This window comes from Pontibacillus salipaludis (genome assembly GCF_014642405.1).
GTDB lineage: Bacteria > Bacillota > Bacilli > Bacillales > BH030062 > Pontibacillus > Pontibacillus salipaludis.
The window spans coordinates 41,475-68,329 of sequence record NZ_BMIN01000011.1 but is presented as its reverse complement, the minus strand read 5'-3'; the positions used below and the strand labels follow the sequence as shown (position 1 = coordinate 68,329).

Sequence of the window (26,855 nt, the reverse complement as noted above, 5' to 3'; positions counted from 1 at the left end):
TAAGCATGAAGAATCGCTTAATTATGGGTCTCTCCTTTTTATCAATCGGTATTTGGATTGTTGTCATCTTACTTCTAATGTTTCCTTCAGAAGAAAGTGCTATAGGACAACACAGCGAACGTGTTCCCTCTGCTCTCCAAATGAAGTCTTCTGATGAGCTACCTAGTTTGGTCTCTTATTATGAAGCTCTCAATATTGAAGAAGTAAATGAAAAGTACGAGAGAAAATGGGAAGAAAAAGGCTTAACCCGCTCTTGGGCTAACGAATGGAGTGAAGATGGCACGTTTGCCATTGATGACCTATTAACAAAACTAGACATTAAGTAAAGTCCTTTCCCGTATGGAAAGGACTTTTTTTAGGTTTTGTTAATGTTTATTGTGATTTCAAGTCTTTCATAAGCCTCCTTGTATGGAAGAATTAAAGTTGAGAGAATGCTTCCGTTTGCTCAAATTGAGAATAAGGTGGTTCGGGAAATCACTCGCTTTCCTCGGCCCCACACGACGTGGGGTAGTTCGACGTTGGCTATTGACGTGACGGTCTTAGTCGAACTTCCTCTTTTACTAATGAGGCTCCAACTACCGCAGGAGTCTCGCAATTTCTCGAACCACCTTTGCCATATAAGGAAGGAACGGAAGCATACTGTATAAAGAAGCAGGATTAATGTAGAGCCCTCGCCCGAGCTAGAGCTGCGGGGCCGTTCTACAACTTCTGATAAGGGGGTGGCTGGGGAACGGGGAGACTCCTGCGGGAGAAAGAGGTAGGCGAGATCCCGCAGGGTGGTTTTCCCGAGGAAGCTCGACAGCTCGCCCGCGGAAAGCGAGTCGTTCCCCAGACACCCCAAGCTCTCAACAAAATAACGGCCCCATTTTACACTAACATATCTCAGCTTCGAGTCTTCAACAATCCTGCCATAATATTGAACGACGAACCCTTTCATAAGGGAGGGGTCTGAAACTCCTTCTTAATCATGTTATAGTAATGTTGACATATAAGAGCGATTGACAGATCAGTCAGAAGAAACGTATGATAATAGAATTGATTGCAATAAGAGAAAAGGGGATCGGTGCCATGATTTACTTTGACAATAGTGCCACGACAAAACCATATCCCGAAGTGCTAAAAAGCTTTCAGCAAGTATCAGAGCGATATTATGGGAATCCTTCATCTATACACGCTTTTGGAAGTGAAGCAGAAAGACTGCTTCAGCAGTCCAAAAAGCAGGCAGCTCAATTGCTGGGTATACAATCAGATGAAATCGTCTTTACTTCTGGAGGAACTGAAGGGAACAATTTAGCTGTAAAAGGGATTGCTTTACAACACCAAAATAGAGGGAAGCATATTATTACTACTTCCATAGAGCACCCTTCCGTGTTGGAGGCATGTCGTTCATTAGAGTCGCTTGGGTTCGAGGTTACCTATCTCTCTGTAAACGAACATGGACGTGTTAGTGTAAAAGATGTACAGGAAGCAATTCGCGAAGACACTATTTTAATTAGTGTTATGCATGTCAACAATGAATTGGGAACCATTCAGCCTATAGAAGAGATCGCTACGCTTGCTCGTCAGTACCCTAAACTTTATTTCCATGTCGACCATGTGCAAGGCTTAGGGAAGACAGACCTGGATCTGTCCCTGATTGATTTGTGTACAATGTCGAGCCATAAAATACATGGTTTGAAGGGAACTGGTATCCTTTATGTGAAGCGTAATACGTCGTTGTTTCCATTGTTGCATGGAGGAAGTCAAGAAGCTTCTTATCGGGCTGGAACCGAAAATCTCCCTGGAATCGTTGCAATGGTTAAAGCACTTCGCATGACGAAGGAAAGTCAAAAACACAAAAGAAAACATCTAAAGGAATTACATCACTATTTGCGTGAAAAGATTTCTGAAATAGATGAAGTTGTCATGAACACACCTTCTGACAGTGCACCACACATCGTGAACTTCTCCGTGCCGGGATATAAGCCTGAAGTGGTCATTCATGCTCTTGGTGAAGAAGGGATCTATATTTCCACAAAGTCAGCATGCTCCTCTAAACATGCTGATGAGAGTGCTGTCCTTAACGCTTGTGGCCATTCACGTGAACGGTCTTCTGCAGGGCTTCGTGTTAGTATTACGTATGATAATACGATGGAAGAAGGAGCGCGATTTATTTACGTGCTTCAAAATGTATTAACCGAATTAAAAGAAGTAATGGGGTAGATAACATGCATTATGATCATATATTAATCCGCTACGGAGAAATGTCGTTAAAGGGTAAAAACTTAAAACACTTTGTAGCTAAGTTGTATGAAAACGTAAAAGCCAAATTGCACGATTACGAAGATATTAAAATTAAGCGAAACAGAAATCGTATGTATATCCTATTGAATGGTGAGGATCCTCAACCCATTCTGGAAAGATGTAAAGATGTCTTTGGAATTCAGTCATTTAGCTTGGCAATTAAAGTAGAGAATGAAGAAGAACAAATGAAAGAAGCCGTTTTGTATGCATTAACACATGCTAAGAACACGAAGACGTTCAAGATTACCACTCGTCGTGTTGATAAAGACTTCCCTATTGATTCACAAGCTATGAACCGAGTTCTTGGTGGGTATGCTCTGACGAATACAGAAGGATATACAGTCGATGTACACAATCCTGATGTAGAGATTAATGTTGAAATTCGAAAAGATGGAACCTATATCACTTCAGAGAAAATTCTTGGTGCTGGTGGACTTCCGGTAGGTACAACTGGCAAAAGCCTTCTTCTTCTCTCTGGAGGAATTGATAGTCCTGTAGCAGGCTATTTATCAATGAAGCGCGGAGTAGAAATCGAAGCGATTCACTTCCATTCACCTCCTTATACAAGTGAGCGCGCAAAGCAGAAAGTCCTTGATTTAGCCAAGCAATTAACTCGATACGGGCATAAGATTAAAGTTCATATTGTTCCGTTTACAAAATTGCAGCAGACCATTCATCGTGAGATCCCTGAAGGCTATGGTATGACTGTCATGCGTCGCGTTATGCTTCAAGTTAGTGAGCGCGTAGCTGAAGAGAGAGGTATTCTTTCCTTTACAACTGGGGAAAGCCTTGGACAAGTTGCTAGCCAAACAATGGAAAGCATGAATACAATTAACGAAGTAACGAATTATCCAATTATTCGTCCTCTTGTATCCATGGATAAATTAGAAATAATTGATATTTCTAAGCGTATTGATATGTATGACATTTCGATTCGTCCTTTTGAGGACTGTTGTACTGTATTCGTGCCAAGTGCACCGAAGACAAGACCTACTCGTGAAAAGGTTCTTCAATATGAAGAGCGAGTTGACTTCACTGATGAAATTGAAGAAACTGTTGCAGGTATTGAAACAGTCGAATTTGAAGAGAATCATACGCAAGAAAAAGACGAATTTTCTGATTTGCTTTAATAGATAAACTTAGTTGAACTGCCAAAAACTGTTCAGAATGAGATCCTCCTTGTGGCGCATGCTAGTAGTACAAGGAGGTGAAACACACATGGCATATAACAACTCAAACGAACTTGTAGTACCTGGTGTACAACAAGCTCTAGACCAAATGAAATATGAAATCGCTCAAGAATTTGGCGTACAACTTGGTCCTGACTCTACATCCCGTCAAAACGGTTCTGTAGGTGGGGAGATCACTAAGCGTCTAGTTCAAATGGCTGAACAACAGTACAGCGGTGGGCAACAACAATAATTAAATAATGTGGTTTAAAAGGGCAGTGGTAACACTGTCCTTTTCCTATGGGGTGAAAAGTAGAAACTTCTAGAGCTTATGATGTTTTGTTGTTCCATAAAAGCCCGCTTATGTGTGAGACTTGAATCCGAGATAGTTCTGTTATGCAATAGGTAGAGGCGTTTCCGTCAGCTTGAATAGAGCGTAAGGTGGGCCTGGAAATTACTCGCTTTCCGCGGGCGAGCTGTCGAGCCTCCTCGGGAAATGCACCCTGCGGGGTCTCGTCTACCTCTTTCTCCCGCAGGAGTCTCGCAATTTCCAGGCCCACCTTTGCCAAATGTTGAGAGACGGAAACGCGCCACTTTTGGTTGGTATGGGGCTTGAGAGCAATTATAATAAGCGGGTCCGTTCACCTAATTAAAACGTCAGGGCAGGCTTGGGGACTGCGAGACTCCCGCGGGAAAAGGAGCCTATCCAGTTTCGGAGTGGAGGACCTAGCGAGATAAGTCATCTTTTTTACAAAGGCTGATCGCCTTTTCCAAAAAGCTGTCTTATCCGGCCCCACACGACGTGGGGTCGTTCGACGTTGTCACAGGATGTGACGATCTTAGTCGAACTTCCTTATATATAAAGGCACCACTCCTGCACTTTAAACCTAGGGGAGACCCTGGAAGGCGCGTAGCGATTGAGGAGGCTTCCCAAGCTCCCCGCAGGAAAGCGAGTGGTCCCCAAGCCTGCCCAACCACTCTTCTAGCAACGGACCTAAGATGTTTTCGTTTCCCTAATAACGAAGAGACAATAGAGAAGGTCAGGAAGTTGTGACTTCATCAGGAAATATGATATGTTACATAAAAAACAAGGGAGTAGGTACATATGGCAGAGTTATGGTATGGTGGAACGATTTATACGATGAGCCAAGAGGGAGAGCAGGTGGAGGCTGTGGTTACGAAGAATGGCCGTATTGAAATGACAGGTGCTCTTGAAGATGTGATGAAGAAGTGGAAGGGTTCGATTGATAAGGAGCATCATCTCCAAGGTCAGGTCATGTATCCGGGATTTGTAGATAGTCACCTGCATATTATTGGTCACGGGGAGAGGTTACTGCGTTTGGATCTATCGTTCATGAAGTCTCCTGAGGAGGTGAAAGAAGCAGTTGCTTCACATGCCTCGCAACTTCCACCAGGAGAGTGGCTCATTGGTGAGGGGTGGAATGAGAATCAGTGGGCAGACCCCCGTATTATACATAAATCAGAGTTAGATGAGATCTCAACCGAGCATCCTATTATGCTAACTCGAGTTTGTCGACATGCACTATTGGCTAACTCAAAGGCAATGGAGCTTGCTGGTGTTACAGAAGAAAGTAAAGACCCTCAAGGGGGAAAGATTGTAAGAGATCATCAAGGGGAAACGACTGGGTATTTTTTGGATGCTGCTCAAGATCCCATTAAGGCGGCCATGCCCGATTATAGTCAAGCATATCTTGAAAAGGCTGTATCTGTAGCTGTAGAGGACCTTACGAGGAATGGGATCGTTGGTGGTCATAGTGAAGATCTTAATTACTACGGTGGTTTCGGAAAGACATATGAGGCTTTTCAAAACAGTATAGGAGCTCATCAATCGAAATTCCGGGCCCATCTGCTTGTTCATCATGAGGTTTTAGATGACATGTTAACAGAAGGATTGAGTTACAAGAGTGGCTCAGATTTCGTTGAGCTGGGTGCTGTAAAGATTTTTTCTGATGGGGCTATTGGTGGCCGTACGGCTCTTTTATCTGAAGGCTATGAAGATGATAAAGGGAATAGAGGTATGGCTATTCATAAAGAAGAGCATTTAGCTCAGCTTGTTAAAAAAGCAAGAAAGCATAATCTACCTGTAGCCGTTCATGCCATTGGGGATGAAGCTGTTGCTATGATTACACGCATCTTAAATGGGGTGCCTGATGCTCCTTATCGTGACCGTATTATTCATGCACAGTTTATGCAAGATGAACTTTATGACCAGGTGAAGACGACGAACTCCATTGTGGATATTCAGCCTACATTTGTTTCCTCTGATTTCCCATGGGTGCTAGATAGAATTGGTGAACATCGTTTAAAGAATGCTTATCCCTGGAAGAGTCTGTTACAAAGCGGTATACCTTGTGCTGGCGGTTCAGACGCACCGATTGAGGAGATTAATCCACTATTAGCCATTCAAGCAGCGGTGACACGAAAATCTGTTCATGACCAAAAGGTGTATGGTAGAGAGCAGTGTCTAACGATGTACGAAGCTATTTCTCTTTATACAAAGGGAAGCGCATATGCCATTCATGAGGAAAACAAGAGGGGGCAGATCATTGTAGGCTATGATGCTGATTTTACTATTTTTGATCGAGATCTCTTTGCTTTACATCCTGATCGCCATCTAGAAGCAAATGTTACAAGAACGATTGTGGATGGTACAGTTGTCTATCAGCGATAAACTAGTAAGTACTGTTTTACAAAAACCGTCTAGAGGAGTAATCCTCTAGACGGTTTTTTTATAGAAACGTGCGCTTGACTCGTTCCCAATAAGAGTTATCTTTTAATTTTATCGTCTTAATCACTTTGTCGCTTAAATTAACTTTTACATTTCGGATATTTCGTATAGGAAGTGCTTCATTATCAATTCCTAAGATCGGATAGTCATTCCCATCCTGTACTAATTGTAAATTTAGCGTGCGATCACCACTTAAGATGAAAGAAGAGCCTAGCGTCCGGTAACGGTTACTATTTATAGAAGCGAGCTCAGATACCTGGAAGCATGGAAGTTTAGGATCGACGACTGCACCTTTTGATGATTTGTTATATCCTGTGCTTCCTGTAGGAGTCGCCACGATGAGTCCATCACCTCGAAACGATTCGAAAGGAATGTCGTCGATGAAAACATCAATTTCAATCGTCTTAATAAGTGTTGAGCGCATGCTTAGTTCATTTAAGCAATAAAATGAAGATTCATTATTGATATTTGCCTCAATTACTGGGAAACGCCTTACCTCTAAAGCTTCGTGCATCATAGAATGAACCATTTCATCAAAATGATCTAAGTTAAAGTCGCAGTAAAGACCTGATTCATTTTCAGAAGTTGTAATTCCTGTGTATAAGCAATCTTCACGGAAACCCGTTTTCCTTACAGATTGAAGAAACATCCCGTCCCCGCCAACGCTAATAATAATATTGGCGTCTTTATGATCTTGAACAATCTCAAATCCATTCTGTTTGGCTAAATCAAATAAGGGATTGAGCTTTTCTATGAGCTCGTCCTTATGTTGGTAGTAAAAGAATAACTTATTGCGATTCATCATCATCTTCAACACTCCTCTTCGAATGGCGATATCATCTTTATTAGATGTTCCTATATTCACATCATATCAAAAACGAAAGCGTTTTCTAAACAAATTAATGTCAGATTGTTTAAATTTTATGAAAGGGGATGAAACTAGATAGAAAAGGAGGGATGAAAGAATGGTCTGGGTGTTGGGGATTGTTATCTTCTTTGTTGTTAATATTATTTTCGTGTGGTTCTCGAGACTCTACATCACGCTGACCTATCTGCACTCTTCTGATCAAGATTTTTTAAAAATGGAATTACGCATATGGAAATGGATCAGAATAAAAAAGGAAGTCCCTATGATGGCTTTAGATAAGGAAGATCTTTCTCTAAAGACAAAAGAGAAAACAGAGGTTGGAAATAAAAATGAAGGAGAACAAGAAAAATCATATACTCCTGAAGAAGTCTTTAATCGTATTCAAAGTATTCAAGATCTTGTTACAAGGGTGATTGGGTTACATAAAATAATAAGGCGGTTTTTGAGGAAAGTTCATGTTCATACATTACTTTGGGATACTCAAGTGGGCACATCAAACGCCAGCATAACTGGCATGGTGTGTGGTGGAATTTGGTCTTTAAAAGGGACATTAGTTGGTGTGGTCTCCAACTGTATGAAACTACAAGGAACACCTGAAATATATGTAACTCCCTATTTTCAACAAAAGCATTCTCAAACTCGTTTGGAGTGTATGATTTCGTTTCGTTTTGGGCAAGCTATATTCGCAGTATTACAAGTCGTTCGGTACTCTCGTGGAAACATACCGAAGTGGCGGAAGAAACCCGCGTAATTCATATGAGGAGGTACAATCATGTCAGAACATCCAATTCAAGGTCTGATGACCACTGCTATGGAAAGCTTGAAAGATATGATTGATGTAAACACAATCATTGGTGATCCTGTTGAAACGCCAGATGGTAGTACATTAATCTTGACTGTATCAAAAGTAGGATTTGGCTTTGCGGCAGGAGGAAGTCAGTTCAAGCAAGACAGCGGTAATAGTAAGAACGGGCAACAAGGAAATGGTTCTAGCCCTGGATCTAATGGTGAAGAACTTCCTTTTGGTGGAGGAAGCGGTGGTGGAGTCTCCATCACACCAATTGCTTTTTTGATCGTAAACAAAACATCAGGAGTGAAAATGATTCACTTGGATGAAAGCACTCATTTATATGAGCGTATGATTGATTTGGCACCACAGGCCGTGCAGAAAATACAAGACATACTTAGTAAAAATGGTGATAAACAAAATGGACAATCTTCTGGTAACAGAGGGCAGAGCCAGGGACAAAATGGCGGCCAGAATCAGGGCCAAAGTCAAGGACAAAACCAAGGTGGTTCAGATGGACAGAACTATTCCTGGTAGGAAATGATTAGACAAGGAAAGAAACTGCCCTCATAATAGTATGGGTCAGGCTCTTTCCTTATTTCATACATAAAAAGGGATCCTAAAGAGCTTTTATACAGATATTAGAGGAGGAATGCATCATGGCATCTATTACATTCAAAGATAATCCCGTTACACTAGTTGGCGACGAAGTTAAAGTAGGGGACAAAGCTCCGAACTTTACCGTCCTTGCTAATGATCTATCAGAAGTTTCTTTAGAACAATATGATGGGGTTAAATTAATTAGTGTGATTCCATCAATTGACACAGGAGTATGTGACGCCCAGACGCGTCGTTTCAACGAAGAAGCTGCTCAGTTAGACAATGTAAATGTTCTAACGATTAGCATGGACTTACCCTTTGCACAACGTCGCTGGTGTGGTTCAAATGGTATTGAAAACGTAGACACGCTTTCTGACCATCGCGATGCTTACTTTGGGGAAGCATTTGGCGTTCTAATTAAAGAAATGCGCCTTCTTGCACGCGCTGTATTTGTAGTGAACAGCCAAAATGAAGTTGTGCATGCTGAATATGTATCAGAAGCAACAAATCATCCTGATTACGAAGCAGCAATCACTGCAGCAAAAGACGCTCAATAATATTAAAACGCGCGAAAAGGGCTAGGCATCTTCGTTTCTTCTTTCTTTGTATACAAAGCTGTATGCAACTTAGAGGTAGCAAGATGCCTAGCCTTTTTGTTTAATAGAAGGACTATTGTATAAGCTTGACCCTTTACATAGTCTTAAATAAGATGTAGCCTCTAATTTGGTATTCTTACGATGCATTTGCTAAACTAGTAAAGTTGAACGTGATAATAGGAGGAATAAGCATGGATCAGTCTCATGTTGAATTGTTATATACATGGCTCGATGAAACAGCTGAATTAATCGGTGAGGAAATCGACCTTTCATATTTAGAATTGCTACCCTTAGCGGGTGAATTACTTCTTGAAGGTTCACCATCTACAGATTACAGTGAAAGTCTTCAAGGTAAACTGTCAGATAAGATTAAAGGGATTCAAATTGAAAACTTCAAAAAAGAAGAAATTCGTAAAGGATTGCAACTTGCTATCTTAAAAGGGATGAAGGGATCAACTCAGCAACAGCATTTGATCACCCCTGATTCTGTTGCTATTTTTATGGGTTATTTAATACAGAAAGTGCTCGGTGAACAAGAAACGGTTAGATTATTTGATCCTGCAACAGGGACAGCTAATTTACTAACTGCAATTATAAATCAAATGGAACAATCTGTTGAAGTGTATGGAAGTGAAGTCGATCCAACCCTAATTCAACTCGGATTATTAAACGCTAATTTACAAAAATCGGAAGTTGAGTTTTTCCACCAGGATAGTCTCCGTCCTTTATTACTCGAACCAGTAGATGTTGCAGTGGCGGACCTTCCTGTCGGGTATTACCCGGATGATCTACAAGCAGCTAATTACAAACTAAAGGCAGATGAAGGTCATTCATATGCTCATCACTTGTTTATTGAACAAACATTACACTATGTTAAAGAAGGCGGCTACTCTTTATTTTTAATTCCGAACTTCCTATTTGATAGTGATCAATCAGAACAACTGCACGCATTTTTACAGGAGAATGTTCATATTGTAGGTGTCCTGCAACTACCAGAATCCATGTTCAAGAATGAGAAATTTGGTAAGAGTATCTTCATCGTACAGAAGAAAGGGCAAGATACCAAAGCGCCTCAGCAGGCTCTGATGGCTAAGCTTCCTTCTTTCCAAAATGCTAAGGCAATGAATGATATGGTTAACCAAATTAATGATTGGTTCAAGTCGGAAAGAACGTCGTAATTTTTTGAAAATAAAGATTTCAAGGAGAAACCGTTTCCAATTCCTGAATTGTCTTGAAAAGCTTGATGGCGGGTGGTTAAATGGGAAATGGTAATCATGAACCTAGAGTATTAAGGGGATGAAATAAATGTCAAAAATCTTATCAATTAATGCGGGTAGTTCTTCTCTAAAGTTTCAATTAATCGAGATGCCTGCTGAAGAAGTAGTTACAAAAGGTCTTGTTGAACGTATTGGTTTAGATAATGCTGTATTCGCAATTGAAGTAAATGGTGAGAAAGAGAAAACCGTTACAGATATTCCAAATCACGAAGTAGCTGTACAGTTGTTAGTAGACAAGCTAACATCAACAGGTGTAATCCAATCTCTAGATGAAATTGACGGAATTGGTCACCGTGTTGTACATGGTGGAGAACGCTTCGCTGATTCTGCTGTCGTTACGGAAGAAGTCATTCAAGAAATTGAAACGGTTTCTGAATTAGCTCCTCTTCATAACCCAGCGAACCTTACAGGAATTCGTGCATTCCAAGAAGTGCTTCCAAATGTACCTGCGGTTGTCGTATTTGATACTGCATTCCACCAGTCCATGCCGGAGCAGTCTTATCTTTATAGCCTGCCTTACGAGTACTATGAAGAGTATGGCATTCGTAAGTATGGTTTCCACGGTACATCTCACAAGTTCGTTTCAGAGCGTGCTGCTGAAATGTTAAACCGTCCAATTGAACAGCTACGCATCCTTTCTTGCCATATTGGTAACGGTGCATCGATCGCTGCAATTGAAGGTGGCAAATCTGTAGATACATCCATGGGCTTCACACCACTTGCTGGTGTTACTATGGGAACTCGTTCAGGTAACATTGACCCTGCACTAATCCCATACATCATGGACAAAACAGGTAAAACAGCAGAAGAAGTAATCCGCGTTCTTAACAAAGAAAGTGGAATGCTTGCACTTTCTGGTTCATCTAGTGATATCCGCGATATCATTGAGAAAGCAGACCAAGGCGACGAACGTGCGGAATTAGCTCTTGAAGTATTCGCAGCACGTATCCACAAGTACATTGGTTCTTACGCAGCTCGTATGCACGGCGTAGATGCGATTGTATTCACTGCTGGCGTTGGTGAAAACTCTTCCCCTGTTCGTGAACGTGTCCTTCAAGGATTAGAGTTCATGGGCGTATACTGGGATCCAACATTAAACAAAGGAATTCAAGGAGACGAAGCGTTCATTAGCTACCCTCATTCCCCAGTTAAAGTAATGGTGATTCCAACGAACGAAGAAGTTGTCATTGCACGTGACACGGTTCGTTTAACTCAATAGAATTGCATTTCTTAAATAACCTTCCTATCTGGTTTCTAGATGGGAAGGTTATTTTTTTGATTTCATTTTATGGATTAAAGATGACTTTGGGATATTGTTCCTGAATACGCTAGTTATATCAGAGGAGGGGGTATTATCTCTTCCCCTTTTTGTAAACGCTCGCAATTTTAAGTGGATAAAGCTAAAATAAAGATGAAGGAATGCTACGGATAAGGGGTGGGGTAATGAGTAATGAGCGTGTTATGAAGGATATCCAAGCTTGGGAGAAACAATGGGAAGATTATCAGTCGACGGATTTCACTGTCCTTTACGATCAATGGATGAAGCGGTCCTTTCGCAATGTGAACCCTAAAGCGAAGCAAACTTTTTTCAATCAATTTGATCAATGGTTGTTTCACACACATGCCTATATTCAAGGGTCCGCTTTTCAAACGGAAGCCAGGCAGCGTATCTTAACAAGCGGTCGGATTTTCCGGTCTGACATTGAGTACTTAGAAGATATGCGAAAACTTCCTATTGATCAGCTAACGTATTTAGCTCATCAACAAATTGCAAAAGGTAAGCTATATTCTTTTGCGCAAGGAGGACTGACGGGGACGGGCGGTTGGTTACTCTTAGGAATTGATTTCCCTCTTATGATGATTATGAACGTAAGGGCTGTTCAATTAATTGGACTTACATTTGGGTATGAAATTAATCACCCTTATGAAATGATGCTATCCTTAAAGGTGTTTCACGCAGCTACACTTCCGAAGCGATTACAGAAAGAAGCGTGGGAGGAATTGAAAGTAGAGCTCTCCAATCATACATCTCCATTTATCTACGAAGGAGATGAGAAGCTGACTAATGAAACGTGGTTAGAACAGCCAATGAAGCAAGGAATGAAATCTTTATTTATTCTTATGTTTCGAAAGAAAATTATACAGGGGCTCCCGCTTGTCAGTATGGTTATCGGAGCAAATGCCAACTACCAACTGACCAAGCAGGTCACTTCCTTTGCGCTTCGTTTTTACCAATATCGCCATATTAAAGAATACGGGGATTTTTCATCATAAAAGCCCAGACGTCATGTCTGAGCTTCTTTTTTATCGTTAATGTTTGTTGGTAATAGTATTCATTAAGTCTTATCAGGACGTACAACAAGAACATCGCAGCTTGCATATCGTGTGATATGTTCGGAAACACTTCCAATAAAGAAGCGCTCTACTGCGTTTAACCCAGTAGCTCCGCAAATGATTAAATCTGCTTTAAATTTTGGTGCAACTTCTTTAGCGATCTTTATTTTAGGAGATCCGTATTCAACGTCTACAACAACTGATTGTACACCCTGGCCTTTTGCGTGATTTTCGTATTTGGTCAAGATTTCTGTTGCATACTCTTCTGCCCTAATCGCAAGTGAGCGGTCATATGCTTCAACGGTGGCGAAAGCCCGTGTATCTACGACGTGAGAAAGGTATAATGTAGCATCATTTCGTTTAGCGATTTCAACGGCTTTTTCAAAAGCAAATTCTGATGCCTCGGAGCCATCAACAGCTACGACAATTCGTTTGTATTCAAAAGACATAACACATCTCTCCCTTCTTTCCTTTATTATATCATGGAAGCGCATTCAATTGGTAAAAGGTGTGGGGAGGAATTAGACGAAACTGTGACATACTATAGGTGTGGAGGTGTTTGAGATGCAAAACAAAGATAAGAAGAACAAATTAGGTTTAACTTATGATTCAGAAGGGGAAAACATGGTAGCGAGTCAGCTACGTGACAGTTATCAAAGTGGCTATATTGATGAGAATGCTCAACGCGAGCGTGAACAATTAAAAGGTATTAAACATCGATAAAAAATGCCTCATCCTGAGTCTTACACGAACTCAGGATGAGGTTTTTTAATGCTTGCGACGATCCAGTAACTAATTCCAACCACTACGAATGTAATAAAGCCAGGTGAAAAGGCATTTGGTAAAAGGAAGTAAAGGATGCTGCCTAAAATGATAACTCCAAAGGGGAGCTTGTAGATTGCTTGATCTTTCTTAACATTTTGTAGGGATTCGAATGGTAGTTTACCTTTTTTTATCACTACAAAATCTACAACAATAACAGCTGATATAGGAATAATAAGACCGCCTAGTAAGGATATAAATTGTTCTGCCTCACTAACGAGGGGGGGATAAGAACTTAATAATACTCCTAGAGCTCCAAAGATCACTGCGCTTGTCACTCTAGATAACTTTGAGAAAGTATTCAATAAACTATACCCGCCTGTATAAGCATTACTGATATTTATCGATATCATAGAGACCATCGCAGTAAGCGTGATGATTCCGAGAAACCAAGGTGAGTTTGTAGCATTACTTGCTGAAACATAAGGGTTTAATTCGTCAAATAGGATGGCTGAACTGCAGCCGATCGTGGCAGTAATAAGGAAACCTACACTATTACCGATCCATAAGCCTATCGCCCCTTGTTTTGGAGTTTTTGCGTACCGTGCCATATCGGCTGAAGCGCTAACTCCTGAAACGTATTGAACGAAAGCTAAACTTGCGAAAAAGATCATCATGCTTATACTGCCATGGCCTTGTTCAGGGGAAAGCGTAACAAGTGAACTAGAGGCTTTATTTGTAGTAAAGTATAAGTAAAGCATTACACCTTCACCTGCCAGCAATAGTGGTAGGAAGTAAGAGGTGGCTTTTTTGACAGCTCCAAATCCTACAATAGCTAAAAGTACCATAAGGATGGAGAGAGGCAGCGAGAACATTAAAAATGGATATTCATGCCCTGTCATACGTACAATTAATTGTTGAAGGACATATGTTCCGCCGATGGTTTGCACGCTGAACCAATAGAGCGATGTTATACTACGAATAGGAGAAGAGATGTACCTGGCACCTTTCCCTCCGAGTATCGTTCGAATTGCGTATTGAGACGGGATTCCATATATAGAACCAGGATAAGATAATAGAGAAACGAAAATAAATCCTACAATTGCACCAATGCTTGTAGCTATTATAGCTGCGAGGAAAGATAAATTTCCTTTTATTACAGCCAATGCAGGAATTAGAAAATTACCAGCGTTAGCGGATATGGCGATTTGAATAATGGCATATTGATACCATGGTGTTGTTCTTTCAGAAGCAGGTACCGCATCTAAGCCAATCCTTTCTACAAAAGATTGCTTAGCTGAAGCTGCTTGATCCATAACGTCACTTCCTCTCTTAGCACATCAATTGTACATATACAGAGAACAAATTGTAAATATAAAAGGAGGTACAGTGCATGCGACACGCTATTATTACAGCAGGAGCGAAAGGATTAGGGAGAAGAGTAACAGAAGAATTTTTAGAAGCTGGTTTCTCCGTTACCCTTACATATCGAAGTAATTATGAGAAGGTAGAGGAGCTGTTAAATGAGCATGCTTCTATAAAAGAACGGATTCATGCTGTGCAAGCAGACGTAACCAGTAAGGCAGACATTGACCACACAGTGAATGAGGCAGTGAATAAATACGGTCGTGTTGATGTTCTCGTTAACAATGCAGGGCCATACATTTTCGAGCGTAAGAAATTAATGGATTACACAGAAGATGAATGGAATACAATGATTCGTGGAAATTTAGACGCAGTATTCTATTTATTAAAGGCTGTTGTTCCCATTATGAGACAGCAACACTATGGTCGTATTATTAATTATGGGTTTCAAGACGCGAGCAACGCCCCTGGATGGGTTTATAGAGCGGCATTTGCTGCAGCGAAAACAGGACTAGTTTCTCTGACTAAGTCTATCGCTTTTGAAGAGGCTGAGTATGGAATTACTTCTAACATGGTGTGTCCTGGGAAAATTGAAGGGGATTTAAAAGAAGCTCCTATTGAGAAAGGGAAAGAGATGGTTGATCCAAAAACCCCTGTTGGTCGCCCTGGAACAGGAGGAGATATAGCACGGTCAATCCTGTTTTTAAGTGATGAGAATGCAGATATGATAACAGGTACGATTATGGAAGTAACGGGTGGGGTAGATGTAATTCATAAGAACCGTCAATTTAAATAATCTATTCTTATAACAACTAGAGTATCCTGATTGTTGTTGGAAGGAGCATTTTTAAAAGGTAGAGCTAACTAGTGTAATTTTGTTACAATGAAAAGGCTTACAAAATAATGCTGTTTAGTGGGGCTGGGTTTCATATAAGAGCTCAATAGGAGGGTTAGGAATGAAAATTGGCGTACCTAAGGAAATAAAAAATAATGAAAATCGTGTAGCCATGACACCGGCTGGGGTTATGTCGCTAATGAGCGCGGGTCATGAGGTTGTTGTCGAAGTAGGTGCAGGAATTGGGTCTGGTTTTTTCGATAAAGAATACGAAGACGCGGGAGCTACACTTGTTAAAACGGCTTCAGAAGCATGGTCGCAAGAGATGGTTATGAAGGTCAAAGAGCCTCTGGAGGAAGAGTTTACACATTTCCATGAAGGTCTAATCCTATTTACATATTTACACTTAGCTCCTGAACCTGAATTAACAAAGGCTTTAATAGATTATAAAGTAGTCGCTATTGCATACGAAACAGTACAAGCAGCTGATGGCACATTGCCTCTTCTTACTCCGATGAGTGAGGTAGCTGGGCGGATGGCTTCTCAAATAGGGGCTCAATTCTTGGAAAAGTCAAAAGGTGGCATGGGGATTCTTTTAGGAGGAATTCCAGGTGTTAAAAGAGGGAAAGTGACCATTATTGGTGGTGGCGTAGTTGGAACAAACGCTGCAAAGATTGCTATGGGTCTTGGAGCCGATGTCACAATTATAGACTTAAGTCCTGGGCGACTCAGGGAACTTGATGACATATTTGGTTCTTCAATTAATACGATAATGTCGAACCCGTTAAATATAGCAAGGGAGTTGCGAACATCTGACTTGGTCATTGGAGCTGTTCTCATCCCCGGTGCTAAAGCACCTAAGCTTGTTACGGAGGACATGGTGAAAGATATGATGGATGGGTCGGTGATTGTAGATGTAGCCATTGACCAGGGTGGAATATTTGAGACAACAGATCGAATTACCACCCATGATCATCCAACTTATGAGAAATATGGTGTTTTACATTACGCAGTCGCGAACATGCCGGGTGCAGTTCCGCGAACCTCTACGATTGGGTTAACAAACGTAACCGTACCGTATGCGTTGCAACTAGCTAATAAAGGGTATAAGAAAGCGAGCCTCGATAACGAAGCCTTGTTGAAAGGCATCAATACTCTTGGGGGATTTGTGACGTATAAAGCAGTAGCTGAAGCCCATGAGCTTGAGTATTGTGATGTTTTTGAACTTTTAAATGAATAGAGGAATGAAAGGGACAGGCTAAAAGGTCTGTCCTATCGTATATGCATGAGGGCGATGTATGAATCCTATAAAAGTCATGTTTTTCCATATAAAATGAAACGTATTCTTTTTACATCCGTATAAGAGGTTATAGAACCTATCCAATAGATGAGGTGATGGAGCTTGGGGTTATTTTCAAAGTGGTTTCAGAAATCAAAGCCTAAGGAAAATGATGTGAAAGCTAGGACGCCCCTGACGATTCAAGTTGGGGATATTGTTACTTATGACTTAATGGATTATGAAGTGGTAGGAAAAATCACTTACAAGGATGGTTCTTATAAATGGTTTTCATACCAACTTTTAGAAGGAAGGAATACGATCTGGCTTTCTGTTGAAATGGACGATGAATTAGAATTAGGTATTTATAAAACTGTATCCTTGTCGGTTAAGGAACCATTTCCTCAGCAGCTTGAATTTGAGGGTAAAACCTACCACTTAGAAGAGGAAGGTAAGGCCAATGTCATGGGAGAAGGACGTAGTGAGAATATTGATGGCCGTGTAACCCATTATGGAGATTATAGTGATGGAGATGGTGAGCAATACTTAAGTGTAGAAACATGGGGAACAGAAACAGAAGTAAGCCTTGGGACTTCCGTTGAAGAATATGAGATTAAAATACTTGCGGGTTCATAATTAAAAGGAGGAATTTCTTATGTTTAAACTGTTTAAACGTGTAGGCACAGTGGTTAACTCTGAATTAAATGCGATGCTTGATAAGGCAGAGGATCCAGTAAAAATGTTAGACCAATTTATGAGGGACATGGAAAAGGATATACGTGAAGCAGAAAGCGCAGTCGCTAAACAAATTGCCAATGAAAAGATGTTGAAAAGAAAGTATGACGATGCACAAGCGCTAGTGGATAAGCGTCAGGATCAAGCAGAGAAGGCCATTGAAGCTGGTAATGAAGACTTAGCCAAACGCGCTTTACAAGATAAGAAAAATCAGCAAGAGCAATCTGAATCTTTGAAGGAATCATGGGAAAGAGCGAGAACGGACTCTGAATCGTTAAGACAAAAGTTAGATGAGATGAAGAAAGAATATCAGGAAATGAAGTTAAAGAAAGACTCCTTGAAGGCAAGAGCTGAATCGGCTAAGACACGCACAAAAATGAATCGTACGATGTCAGGCATTTCTAGCGATGAGTCTAAGCGAGGATTCGAGCGTATGGAAGAGAAGGTTATGAAGTATGAAGCTGAGGCGGAAACAAGCGAAGATTTGTCGAGTGAATCACGTTCTTTGGATGATGAATTTGAAGAATTAGAAAAGGATGGCGTCGATGATGAATTAGCGGAGTTAAAGAAAAAATTAGGGAAAGAATAAAAAGATGCTTTAATGGCCTGCTTCTAAGGAAGCTGGCCCTTCCTTTGTGAGGAAATAGCAATTGATGGAGGTGAATAAATAATGAGGGGCGTTTTTATTCTTATGATTCTTTCCTTGGTTGCTTTATCTGGATGTAGCCAGGGATTGCAACCGTTTGATGAAGGTGTTGGTGATTCAAACAGTGGGATGTCTGGTTCTCGTACATACACGTTTCCTGAAGAACCTCCTAAAGAAGAGATGCTAGAACAATTAAGTGACAAGAAGAAGACTTCTCCTGAGGAACTAGTGAGTTCAGTATTTCCGCTTTTGGATGTGGTAGAAGGGTCTTCTTCGAATCAAGAAGCTCGTATTTACGTTACACAGCAGTTTACTATACAAGAATTAGCAACGTCTTTAACCGACGCCTTTCCTCCTGATGAAAAGAGTGAGGTTAAGAATGGAAAGCAGATCTTCATTTACCCTGAACACTTTATTACCTTAAAAGAGAGTGAACAAGACGAAGATGCTGTGTTAATTGAGTTGGCAAGTGACCGATTTGTGAGAGACAATTATTCACCAAATTATTTTAACGGTTTCTTTGCTTTATGGGTATTAGACGAAGTTCTTGACGTCGATGACTGGGGGAAGAAGCGAAAAAGAATTTGTGCTAGTAGCGGGTGCTATGGAGGTTATTCCAGCAGTAAATACCGCCCGGGTCAGGCAGGAAGTTTACGTGGATCTAGTGGTCGAGGCGGCGGACCAGGAACAGGAAAATAACCAAAGAAGGGTGATCATTATGGAGCCATTTTTATGGACATTTTACTATTTTGTAGTAGCGATCGTAGTGGTTTTTGTCGGACTTTTCATATTTGAGAAGATAACGAAACAATACAAGGATTGGGAAGAAATTAAAAATGGAAACACAGCAATTGCTCTATCCATTGCTGGTAAAATAATAGGGATCTGTATCATTTTATCATTTGCTATTTATCACTCGTTACAGCTAATGGATACATTAATTTGGGGAGCGTATGGGGTCTTCTTACAAATGATCGCTTATCTATTATTCGAATTCATTACCCGTCGTTTCTCAGTTGAGGACCAGCTTAAAGAAAATAACATAGCTGTTGGGATTGTTACGATGGGAGTTTCCATTGGGCTTGCTTTCGTAATAGGAGCTTCGATAACCTAGAACTACAAACCCTTCGCTCCCTCTGGGGTGAAGGATTTTTCTATTGGGGAGAATTGTTGATTACTTGAAACTGAGACAACGTGACCGTTTGCTTTAATTGAGCGTAAGGTGGTTCGGGAAATCACTCGCTTTCCGCGGCGAGCTGGGGAGCCTCCTCAGTCGCTTTGCTCCCTCCGGGGTCTCCCCTAGGCTCGTACTGCCGCAGGAGTCTCGCAATTTCCCGAACCACCTTGCTATATATAGAAGGAACGGAAACATGCTTTCAGAGAGGGCCACTCCCTCCTTCATGTGTGTGTCCGTTCACCCCATTCACAAGCAGGGCTGGCTGGCGGACTGCGAGACTCCCGCGGGGAGAGGAGCCTAGGGGAGACCCCGCAGAGAGCGATAGCGAACGAGGAGGCTTCCCAGCTCCCCCGCAGGAAAGCGAGTGGTCCGCCAGCCAGCCCAAGCACTTTTATCGTAACGGATACTGAGGCACAGAGTCGGTTTGGCCATTCTACTATTAAGCTGTTAGGGGGGATATGTGTGGAAGCTAAGGCGGTGAGGCAGAGTAAGCTCATTTATTGGGCGTCGGGGATTGTATCAATCTGCGGCATTATTTTTGAAGTATTATTCGGAGCGCTTGGATCGTACATACTAGGAGATGGTGTGAAACAATATACGCTAACGATTTCTCTCTTTCTGACTGGAATGGGAATTGGGGCCTCAATTAGTGAACGGATTATGAAAAATTTAATTACGGCTTTTGTTCGTGTAGAGTTTGCCGTGGCCTTAATTGGAGGGTTTTCAAGCTTTCTTATGTTCGGGATCACTGCTTTTGCTCCCGAGGGTTCTGAAGCCCTGTTCTTGTATACAGTTACGTTTAGTATTGGTGCCTTAACTGGCGTGGAGCTACCTATTCTAATACGTAAGGCGAATGAGATCGGTGTAGAACTTAATCGTTCCACAGCTCGTGTGTTGTTTTCAGATTATGCTGGTGGATTAATTGGTGGATTGCTGTTTGCTTTTTATTTACGCCCTCAAATGGGGATGGTGAAAAGTGCGTTTATTGTTGGGGTAATTAACCTTTCTGTTGCTCTATTGATCCTTTGGTTGTTTCGCAAAGAGATTTCTTACTTAAAGATACATATGGTGTCAGGGGTTCTAATAGGGCTCCTGCTTATAGCAGGTGTTTTATTTGGGGAAGAAATGGCTTTTTCCTTTGAACAAAAACTTTATAAAGATCCGATCATACATATGGAAGACACTGCATACCAACGTATAGTTTTGACGAAAGAACAAGGGGATACAAGATTATACCTCAATGGGGCCTTACAGTTTAGTTCATCAGATGAATATCGCTATCATGAAACGCTTGTTCATCCTGCGATGGCTAAAGCTTCTTCTACTGAGAATGTGTTACTTCTTGGAGGAGGAGATGGGCTAGCGGTTCGAGAAATACTAAAGTATAAGGAGGTAGAGTCGGTTACGGTAGTAGACCTTGATCCCAGAATGACGGAACTAGCCCAGACCAATTTTCATTTATTGCAATTAAATGAAGATGCTTTAAGCGATGAGCGGGTGAACATCTTAAATCGAGATGCCTTTAAGTATTTAGAGCAAACAGATGAGATGTATGATGTTGTGATTGTGGATCTCCCTGATCCTAATAATGAAAGCTTAAACAAGTTATATACATGGGAATTCTATTCCCTCATTCGCAATCATCTCAAGAGTGAAGGTGCCATCATGGTCCAGGCAACGAGCCCTGTTTTTGCAAGAGCCGTTTACTGGACCATTTCTGAGACTATTGCTTCAACGGGTTTACATACAAAGAATCTCCACATTGATGTTCCGAGTTTTGGGAACTGGGGATACGTTCTTGCGAGCCGTACACCTACAAGTATGGAGCAGCTTGCTATTAAAGCTCCAACTCGTTACCTAACTCAAGACATGCTTGAAGCACTTACTGTTTTTGGGAAAGATGAAGACAAGGATATTGAGGGTGTTGAACTAAAGCCAAATACATTAATTGATCCTCATTTAATTGAAAAGTATGAACAAGCATGGAAGAACTACTAAACGGGTAAAGACATAAGTGAAGGTACGATTAATCGATATAAAGGAGAGGTTTTCTGTGAAGGTATCTTACCACGGACATTCTGTTGTAAAAATTGAAACAAACGAACATACGATTTTAATTGACCCTTACATTTCGGAGCAGGGAAACTGCGACCTTGATGCTAGTACAATTGAAGCGGACGTTATCTTATTAACTCATGGTCATAACGATCACGTTGGAGACACGGTGGATATTGCTAAACGAAATGATTCTTTTGTTGTTGCTCCATTTGAACTCGCTACTTATTTGGGGAATAAAGGATTAAACACTCACCCAATGTATATTGGAGGAGCGCATACGTTTGATTTTGGTACGGTTAAGTTTACACAAGCTTTTCATGGTTCTTCGTACACAGAAGAAGACGGAACAATTGTTTACACAGGTATGCCAACAGGAATCCTATTCACCTACGAAGGGAAAACGATTTATCACGCAGGTGATACCGGCTTGTTTAGCGATATGAAGCTGATTGGCGAACGAAATAATATTGATTTAGCTTTCTTGCCAATTGGTGATAATTTTACAATGGGGCCAGAGGATGCAACATTAGCTGCAGAGTGGCTTCAGGCTAAACACGTTGTGCCTGTTCATTACAATACGTTCCCGCTCATCGAGCAAGACGGTGAAGCGTTTGCTGAAGGGATAAAAGGTGGAGCTGGAAAAGTCATGCAAGTTGGTGAATCACTAACTCTTTAGAAACAAGGATGTTAATTAAGAGCCTATGTTATTAAATAACATAGGCTCTTATTGTTTTGTGAATCTCTTCTTTCCTGCATCATGTTCAGTCTCATTGGTTCATATAATTAGGACAAGAACACGGAGGAGGGGAACAAAATGAGACAACATGCATTATTGAGATTATTGTTAGCGTGCTTTCTGTTTTATGTAGCTTGGCCTTCCGTACAGGTACAGGGGAGTGCGGCTGGATCCTATTTTTGGATGGCTTGGCTTGTTTTTTTGTTTATGGCAATAGGGGCAAACCTGGCGATTCTATTAAATTTGCGGGTTCAGCTTGTGTATAGACAAGAAGAAGTGAAGGAAGAAAAACAGTTTTCTCTTGGTAAAAATTGAAGCCATGATTGTTCATCTGTATAATAACACTAAGAAGGATTATGACTAGTACAGTTTGTATAGTTCGGAAAGCATGGTGAATTAGATTGGCAACAAAGCATGAGCAAATATTAAACCATATAGACTCCCTATCAATTGGAACCAAGATTTCTGTTCGAGGCATTGCGAAAGCCTTAGAAGTAAGTGAAGGGACGGCATATAGGGCGATTAAAGAAGCTGAAAACCAAGGTCTAGTAAGCACGATCGAACGAGTAGGGACCATACGGATTGAAAGGAAAAAGAAAGAAAACATCGAACGTCTCACATTTGCTGAGATTATCAACATCGTGGACGGTCAAGTGCTTGGTGGAAGAGAAGGGTTGTATAAGACTCTAAATAAATTCGTTATTGGAGCGATGAAGTTAGAAGCTATGATGCGTTATACAGAGGCTGGTTCCTTGTTGATCGTTGGGAATCGAACGAACGCGCATGAATTAGCTTTGAAAGAAGGAGCTGCCGTTCTGATCACAGGTGGATTTGATACAGAAGAACACGTGAAACGTCTTGCAGATGAGAAGCAACTCCCCATCATTTCAACAAGCTATGATTCATTCACAGTAGCTACTATGATTAATCGGGCCATTTATGATCAGTTGATTAAGAAAGAAATTGTTCTCGTCGATGATATTTACACCCCTTTTGAAAACTCTTTTTATCTTCATCCAGACGATCCTGTGAGTAGGTGGCATGAATTTAACGAAGAAACGATGCATAGCCGTTACCCTGTAATTGATCAACACTTGCGAGTAGTGGGAATGGTGACGTCAAAAGACGTGATAGGTAAAGAACCTACCCTTGCAATCGATAAAGTGATGACAAAGCAACCCATGACGGTGCAAACGAAGACCTCTCTTGCTAACGCTGCTCATATGATGGTATGGGAAGGTATTGAGATCATGCCAGTAGTTGATGCGTACCATAAATTCAAAGGGATTATCTCAAGACAAGACGTGTTAAAGGCGTTACAACAATTACAACGCCAACCACAAGTTGGAGAAACCATTGATGATTTAGTTACAAGCCAACTTCAAGAGACGTCAGATCTGTTTGAACAAACCATTTATGAAACTCGCGTAACCCCGCAAATGACTAATCAATTAGGGACCTTGTCTTATGGAGTATTTACCTCTCTTGTTGTAGACGCAGGTAGCCGGTTATTACACCATTATAAAAAAGGAGATCTTGTAGTAGAGAATATATCGATTTACTTTATAAAACCTGTTCAGCTTGATAGTTCACTTGAAATTAAACCACGTGTTTTAGAAGTGGGGAGGAAGTTTGCTAAGGTTGATGTAGAAGTCTTCAATGAGAAAGTGCTAGTAGGGAAAGCGATGCTTATGGCTCAACTAATTGATCGCTAAAAAAGTACCCGGTCTCCTATCGGTTACATAAGGACAGCGGGTACTTTTTATTAACTATTCCGTTCTTTTAGTTGTTTCCCATAAAATCGGGTTGTTTTATATCCATAGATGAATTGAGCGCCACCTAAGATGATAAATACAATGGTAATATAAAGGGCTAATTTCGTTTGATAAACGATATAAACGTTCATGGAAACGGACACCATAAATAATCCAAGAGCAATTCGTGCTTTCGAATTGGTATAGACTTGTTTTAATGGGTCTTCGCCTAAGCGTAGAATCTGCACTTTGTAGAGTAGATACATCGCTAAAGAAAGTACGATAATAATCGGGATAATCACCATATGAATCGACCTTTCACCAAAAATGTAAGACTATTATTATTGTAACGATATTGGTAAAGTTATGCTACCGCTTTTTAAAGCGGTATGGTTAAATAGTACATAAAAGTATTTAAGAAGGAGTTCTGTTCATGAGTAAAGCCGAAGTATTTCAATTGATTCAAGAGTATCAAACTATTATTATACATCGACACGTGCGTCCGGATCCTGACGCTCTTGGTTCTCAAGGTGGCTTAGCCGAAATCATTCGGGCTTCTTTCCCTGAGAAAACTGTTTATCTTGTTGGAGATGAGGATCCATCCCTTACCTTCTTGGCTGAAATGGATTCTATTGAAGATGATGCATTCGAAGGTGCTCTAGTCATTGTATGCGATACAGCAAATCAGGCTCGAGTGGATGACCAACGCTATACAAAAGGGGACAAGATTATAAAAATTGATCATCATCCAAATGTTGACCCTTATGGGGACGTGCGCCTTGTTGATACTGACGCAAGCTCAACTTCTGAATTGATCTATGAATTTTACACCACTTTTAAAGAGAACGGTTTAAAAATGACAGATGAAGCAGCTCGCTTAATTTATGCGGGAATCGTCGGCGATACTGGGAGGTTCTTATTCCCGAGCGCAACAGGTAAAACGTTCAGCTATGCTGCTGAACTTGTCATGTATAACTTTAACAGACCTGCTTTATATGATCAGTTATATACTACAGAACATGCGATTGCCAGGTTAAAAGGGTATATCCTCCAAAACTTTACTGTAGCTGATACAGGACTCAGTACGGTTAAAATCACTAGGGATATTTTAGATGAATATAATGTGACTCCATTACAGACATCTGCATTGGTTGGTACGCTCGGTGATATTGAAGGCGTATTAGCCTGGGCAATCTTTGTTGAAGAAGAGGATCAGATTCGCGTACGATTACGCTCGAAAGGTCCAGTCGTAAATGAAATTGCAGCTAAATATAATGGTGGAGGTCACCCTATGGCTTCAGGCGCATCTGTTAAGACATGGGCCGACACCGATAACGTTGCTGCCGATTTAAATGAAGTTTGTATTCAATACAACAACCCCCAGTAATCTAATGAAAGTCTGGAGATGATCATCTCCAGACTTTTTGAATGGTTTTGTTCATTATGATTGGAATGTAACTCAGCCAAAACAAAAAAGCACGCCCATTCCAGTTTGGGGTGCTGATCGCTTTGGTTTATTTCGTTTAAATTATAAGCCTACAAAACTGGAAGTTTGTATTCTATGTGGACATTTTGTTTGTTTGAGGACTAGGTTACATTTGTGCTAATTGTTCATCAGAGGGCGTAGTAGTATTCTTCTGAGGGATAAACCAACAACCGCTATCTGTTTCATCCATTAAAACTGGGATTTGACGGTTTTGTATTTCACGTTTTACTAATCGAATGAGTTCTCTAGACTCAGCGTAGGCTGTTTGACCTTTCGTAAGACGATCTAACTTATCTTCTACCATACGCTTTCGGTTCATGATTAACATGTTCCTCACCCCTTTTTTTGTCGTGATGTGTTTCTATCTTTATTGTATTAAAATTAGGGTAATAACACTATAGATTTCAGAATTTTTCACAAATTGTTCATTAGTTTTTGACCAAATCAATCTTTAAACTCACTTTAAAAGTCGGAGCGATTACCAACCGTTCAACCTTAACTTCATATGTTGAATCGTCCACTTGGTAGCTTCTGTTTTCTATGGATGAGTAGATTAAACTAGTGTTCTCTGATAAAGATGAAATGTTTTGCCCGATCGTGTCAGGTAGTTGCTTTCTTACCATATCCCTTAATTTATATACGCTGAGACGGTCTAGTTTGTGCTCAGAAAGTAATTTTTTTTCATTTATAAAATTAATTTCGATACTTTGAACGGTAATTGATTTCTTTTGCTGTTCGTTTAATTCCTCTTTATCTTTATTTAAAATCTCATAATTATCCTCTAGTGTAGTTAGCTCACTTTGTAATCGTACGTTTTCTTCAATTCGTTGTTCCATTAGAGTTCCATACATGAATAAGAAAACGGGAAAGGCTAATATGGCACCTATAAAAACTCCTGCAAAAAATCTCTGCCAACTTGTCTTCTTATAATAAGGAGGTATATGCATTAAGATACCTCCTCTTGAATAAGCCACTCAATAATCAGTAAGGCTGTTTGAACCCCACCCATTGCCGATAAAATCAGCAGGATTTGTTTAAATATATCAATCGTAGATCCATCATAAAATCCTTTTTCAAAGTTTGTAATGGCATCGAAAGTACCTCCAATGGCTGCTACTATTGCCCATATACGAAGGCTTTTAGCCAGTCTTGCCATATAAGTGAAGGGGGCTTCCCCGGCAGCGAAAGCTCCAATCGTCCCGATTAAAGTGCCACCGATCATAACCCCGAGTGCAATGAAATAGTACTGAAAAATGGCTGCAAAGAAACGTTCTTCCATACAATCCTCCCCTCTAGGATGGTACAACCTGCCTTATAGTAAATGTATGGAGAAAAAAGACGCAGTATGCCATCGTTTCGTTT

Annotated in this window: 30 protein-coding genes; 23 read left to right on the top strand and 7 right to left on the bottom strand. The window is 40.7% G+C overall.

Features of this window, described 5'->3' with window-relative positions; all coding sequences use genetic code 11:
- Positions 1–5 precede the first annotated feature (5 nt).
- From IEW76_RS12840 to IEW76_RS12820, 5 genes are all read left to right on the top strand, one after another.
- Complete coding sequence (locus IEW76_RS12840; protein WP_188654440.1) at positions 6–326, top strand: hypothetical protein; 321 nt, start codon at positions 6–8, stop codon at positions 324–326.
- Positions 327–1,068: 742 nt separating this feature from the next.
- Positions 1,069–2,202, top strand: a complete 1,134-nt coding sequence (locus tag IEW76_RS12835; protein ID WP_188654439.1) for a cysteine desulfurase family protein — start codon at positions 1,069–1,071, stop codon at positions 2,200–2,202.
- 5 nt (positions 2,203–2,207) lie between these two features.
- The gene (gene thiI / locus IEW76_RS12830) at positions 2,208–3,413 is read left to right on the top strand and encodes a tRNA uracil 4-sulfurtransferase ThiI (RefSeq protein ID WP_188654437.1); all 1,206 of its coding nucleotides are present in this window, start codon (positions 2,208–2,210) and stop codon (positions 3,411–3,413) included.
- 88 nt (positions 3,414–3,501) lie between these two features.
- Positions 3,502–3,705 (top strand): alpha/beta-type small acid-soluble spore protein, encoded by a 204-nt coding sequence (locus IEW76_RS12825; RefSeq protein ID WP_036786461.1) that lies wholly within the window; start codon positions 3,502–3,504, stop codon positions 3,703–3,705.
- An 852-nt stretch (positions 3,706–4,557) separates the two neighbouring features.
- Positions 4,558–6,144: an amidohydrolase gene (locus IEW76_RS12820; RefSeq protein WP_188654435.1), complete on the top strand. Its 1,587-nt coding sequence runs from the start codon at positions 4,558–4,560 to the stop codon at positions 6,142–6,144.
- Between the two features lie 58 nt (positions 6,145–6,202).
- Here the strand turns inward: IEW76_RS12820 and IEW76_RS12815 are convergent, their stop codons facing one another.
- A complete protein-coding gene (locus tag IEW76_RS12815) occupies positions 6,203–7,006 on the bottom strand; it encodes an NAD kinase (protein ID WP_188654557.1) in 804 nt (267 codons plus the stop codon).
- Positions 7,007–7,166: 160 nt separating this feature from the next.
- Here IEW76_RS12815 and IEW76_RS12810 point away from each other — a divergent pair, with 160 nt between their 5' ends.
- From IEW76_RS12810 to IEW76_RS12785, 6 genes are all read left to right on the top strand, one after another.
- Positions 7,167–7,820, top strand: coding sequence for a DUF2953 domain-containing protein (locus IEW76_RS12810; RefSeq protein ID WP_188654433.1), 654 nt, complete (start codon positions 7,167–7,169; stop codon positions 7,818–7,820).
- A 21-nt stretch (positions 7,821–7,841) separates the two neighbouring features.
- On the top strand, positions 7,842–8,393 hold the full coding sequence (gene ytfJ / locus IEW76_RS12805; RefSeq protein WP_188654431.1) for a GerW family sporulation protein: 552 nt from the start codon (positions 7,842–7,844) through the stop codon (positions 8,391–8,393).
- 122 nt (positions 8,394–8,515) lie between these two features.
- Complete coding sequence (gene tpx, locus IEW76_RS12800) at positions 8,516–9,013, top strand: thiol peroxidase (protein WP_188654423.1); 498 nt, start codon at positions 8,516–8,518, stop codon at positions 9,011–9,013.
- Between the two features lie 230 nt (positions 9,014–9,243).
- On the top strand, positions 9,244–10,230 hold the full coding sequence (locus tag IEW76_RS12795) for a class I SAM-dependent methyltransferase (RefSeq protein WP_188654421.1): 987 nt from the start codon (positions 9,244–9,246) through the stop codon (positions 10,228–10,230).
- Between the two features lie 127 nt (positions 10,231–10,357).
- A complete protein-coding gene (locus tag IEW76_RS12790; RefSeq protein ID WP_188654419.1) occupies positions 10,358–11,548 on the top strand; it encodes an acetate kinase in 1,191 nt (396 codons plus the stop codon).
- Positions 11,549–11,772: 224 nt separating this feature from the next.
- The gene (locus tag IEW76_RS12785) at positions 11,773–12,603 is read left to right on the top strand and encodes an EcsC family protein (protein WP_188654417.1); all 831 of its coding nucleotides are present in this window, start codon (positions 11,773–11,775) and stop codon (positions 12,601–12,603) included.
- 62 nt (positions 12,604–12,665) lie between these two features.
- Here the strand turns inward: IEW76_RS12785 and IEW76_RS12780 are convergent, their stop codons facing one another.
- On the bottom strand, positions 12,666–13,112 hold the full coding sequence (locus tag IEW76_RS12780) for a universal stress protein (RefSeq protein ID WP_188654416.1): 447 nt from the start codon (positions 13,110–13,112) through the stop codon (positions 12,666–12,668).
- Positions 13,113–13,227: 115 nt separating this feature from the next.
- Here IEW76_RS12780 and IEW76_RS12775 point away from each other — a divergent pair, with 115 nt between their 5' ends.
- A complete protein-coding gene (locus IEW76_RS12775) occupies positions 13,228–13,386 on the top strand; it encodes a hypothetical protein (RefSeq protein ID WP_188654415.1) in 159 nt (52 codons plus the stop codon).
- A gap of 20 nt (positions 13,387–13,406) precedes the next feature.
- Here IEW76_RS12775 and IEW76_RS12770 read toward each other — a convergent pair whose 3' ends face one another.
- Positions 13,407–14,741, bottom strand: coding sequence for a purine-cytosine permease family protein (locus tag IEW76_RS12770; RefSeq protein WP_188654407.1), 1,335 nt, complete (start codon positions 14,739–14,741; stop codon positions 13,407–13,409).
- 77 nt (positions 14,742–14,818) lie between these two features.
- Here IEW76_RS12770 and IEW76_RS12765 point away from each other — a divergent pair, with 77 nt between their 5' ends.
- From IEW76_RS12765 to IEW76_RS12720, 10 genes are all read left to right on the top strand, one after another.
- Complete coding sequence (locus tag IEW76_RS12765; RefSeq protein ID WP_188654405.1) at positions 14,819–15,586, top strand: SDR family oxidoreductase; 768 nt, start codon at positions 14,819–14,821, stop codon at positions 15,584–15,586.
- 160 nt (positions 15,587–15,746) lie between these two features.
- On the top strand, positions 15,747–16,865 hold the full coding sequence (ald, locus tag IEW76_RS12760) for an alanine dehydrogenase (RefSeq protein WP_188654403.1): 1,119 nt from the start codon (positions 15,747–15,749) through the stop codon (positions 16,863–16,865).
- A 162-nt stretch (positions 16,866–17,027) separates the two neighbouring features.
- On the top strand, positions 17,028–17,537 hold the full coding sequence (locus IEW76_RS12755) for a DUF4178 domain-containing protein (RefSeq protein WP_188654401.1): 510 nt from the start codon (positions 17,028–17,030) through the stop codon (positions 17,535–17,537).
- 19 nt (positions 17,538–17,556) lie between these two features.
- Positions 17,557–18,225 carry a PspA/IM30 family protein gene (locus tag IEW76_RS12750; RefSeq protein ID WP_188654399.1) on the top strand — a complete coding sequence of 223 codons (669 nt, stop codon included), beginning with the start codon at positions 17,557–17,559 and terminating at the stop codon, positions 18,223–18,225.
- 81 nt (positions 18,226–18,306) lie between these two features.
- Positions 18,307–18,981 (top strand): DUF4247 domain-containing protein, encoded by a 675-nt coding sequence (locus tag IEW76_RS12745; RefSeq protein WP_188654397.1) that lies wholly within the window; start codon positions 18,307–18,309, stop codon positions 18,979–18,981.
- Positions 18,982–19,000: 19 nt separating this feature from the next.
- On the top strand, positions 19,001–19,396 hold the full coding sequence (locus IEW76_RS12740) for a DUF350 domain-containing protein (RefSeq protein WP_188654395.1): 396 nt from the start codon (positions 19,001–19,003) through the stop codon (positions 19,394–19,396).
- 525 nt (positions 19,397–19,921) lie between these two features.
- A complete protein-coding gene (locus IEW76_RS12735; RefSeq protein ID WP_188654393.1) occupies positions 19,922–21,457 on the top strand; it encodes a polyamine aminopropyltransferase in 1,536 nt (511 codons plus the stop codon).
- Between the two features lie 55 nt (positions 21,458–21,512).
- On the top strand, positions 21,513–22,193 hold the full coding sequence (locus IEW76_RS12730) for a metal-dependent hydrolase (RefSeq protein ID WP_188654391.1): 681 nt from the start codon (positions 21,513–21,515) through the stop codon (positions 22,191–22,193).
- A gap of 138 nt (positions 22,194–22,331) precedes the next feature.
- Positions 22,332–22,568 (top strand): hypothetical protein, encoded by a 237-nt coding sequence (locus IEW76_RS12725; protein WP_188654389.1) that lies wholly within the window; start codon positions 22,332–22,334, stop codon positions 22,566–22,568.
- An 86-nt stretch (positions 22,569–22,654) separates the two neighbouring features.
- Positions 22,655–23,968 carry a DRTGG domain-containing protein gene (locus tag IEW76_RS12720; protein ID WP_188654387.1) on the top strand — a complete coding sequence of 438 codons (1,314 nt, stop codon included), beginning with the start codon at positions 22,655–22,657 and terminating at the stop codon, positions 23,966–23,968.
- A gap of 50 nt (positions 23,969–24,018) precedes the next feature.
- On the opposite strand, the gene IEW76_RS12715 is transcribed toward IEW76_RS12720, so the two are convergent.
- Positions 24,019–24,312, bottom strand: coding sequence for a YtpI family protein (locus tag IEW76_RS12715; protein WP_188654385.1), 294 nt, complete (start codon positions 24,310–24,312; stop codon positions 24,019–24,021).
- A 128-nt stretch (positions 24,313–24,440) separates the two neighbouring features.
- On the opposite strand from IEW76_RS12715, the gene IEW76_RS12710 reads away from it, so the two are divergent.
- Complete coding sequence (locus tag IEW76_RS12710) at positions 24,441–25,394, top strand: DHH family phosphoesterase (protein WP_188654383.1); 954 nt, start codon at positions 24,441–24,443, stop codon at positions 25,392–25,394.
- Between the two features lie 205 nt (positions 25,395–25,599).
- Here the strand turns inward: IEW76_RS12710 and IEW76_RS12705 are convergent, their stop codons facing one another.
- The 3 genes from IEW76_RS12705 to ytrH all read right to left on the bottom strand — a co-directional run bounded on the left by IEW76_RS12705 (position 25,600) and on the right by ytrH (position 26,772).
- Positions 25,600–25,821 carry a YtzJ family protein gene (locus tag IEW76_RS12705; RefSeq protein WP_188654381.1) on the bottom strand — a complete coding sequence of 74 codons (222 nt, stop codon included), beginning with the start codon at positions 25,819–25,821 and terminating at the stop codon, positions 25,600–25,602.
- 100 nt (positions 25,822–25,921) lie between these two features.
- Entirely contained in the window at positions 25,922–26,440 is a 519-nt protein-coding gene (ytrI, locus tag IEW76_RS12700) for a sporulation membrane protein YtrI (RefSeq protein WP_188654379.1), read from the bottom strand.
- Entirely contained in the window at positions 26,440–26,772 is a 333-nt protein-coding gene (ytrH, locus tag IEW76_RS12695; protein WP_188654377.1) for a sporulation membrane protein YtrH, read from the bottom strand. Before ytrH ends, ytrI begins: the two co-directional genes overlap by 1 nt.
- Positions 26,773–26,855: the final 83 nt, after the last annotated feature.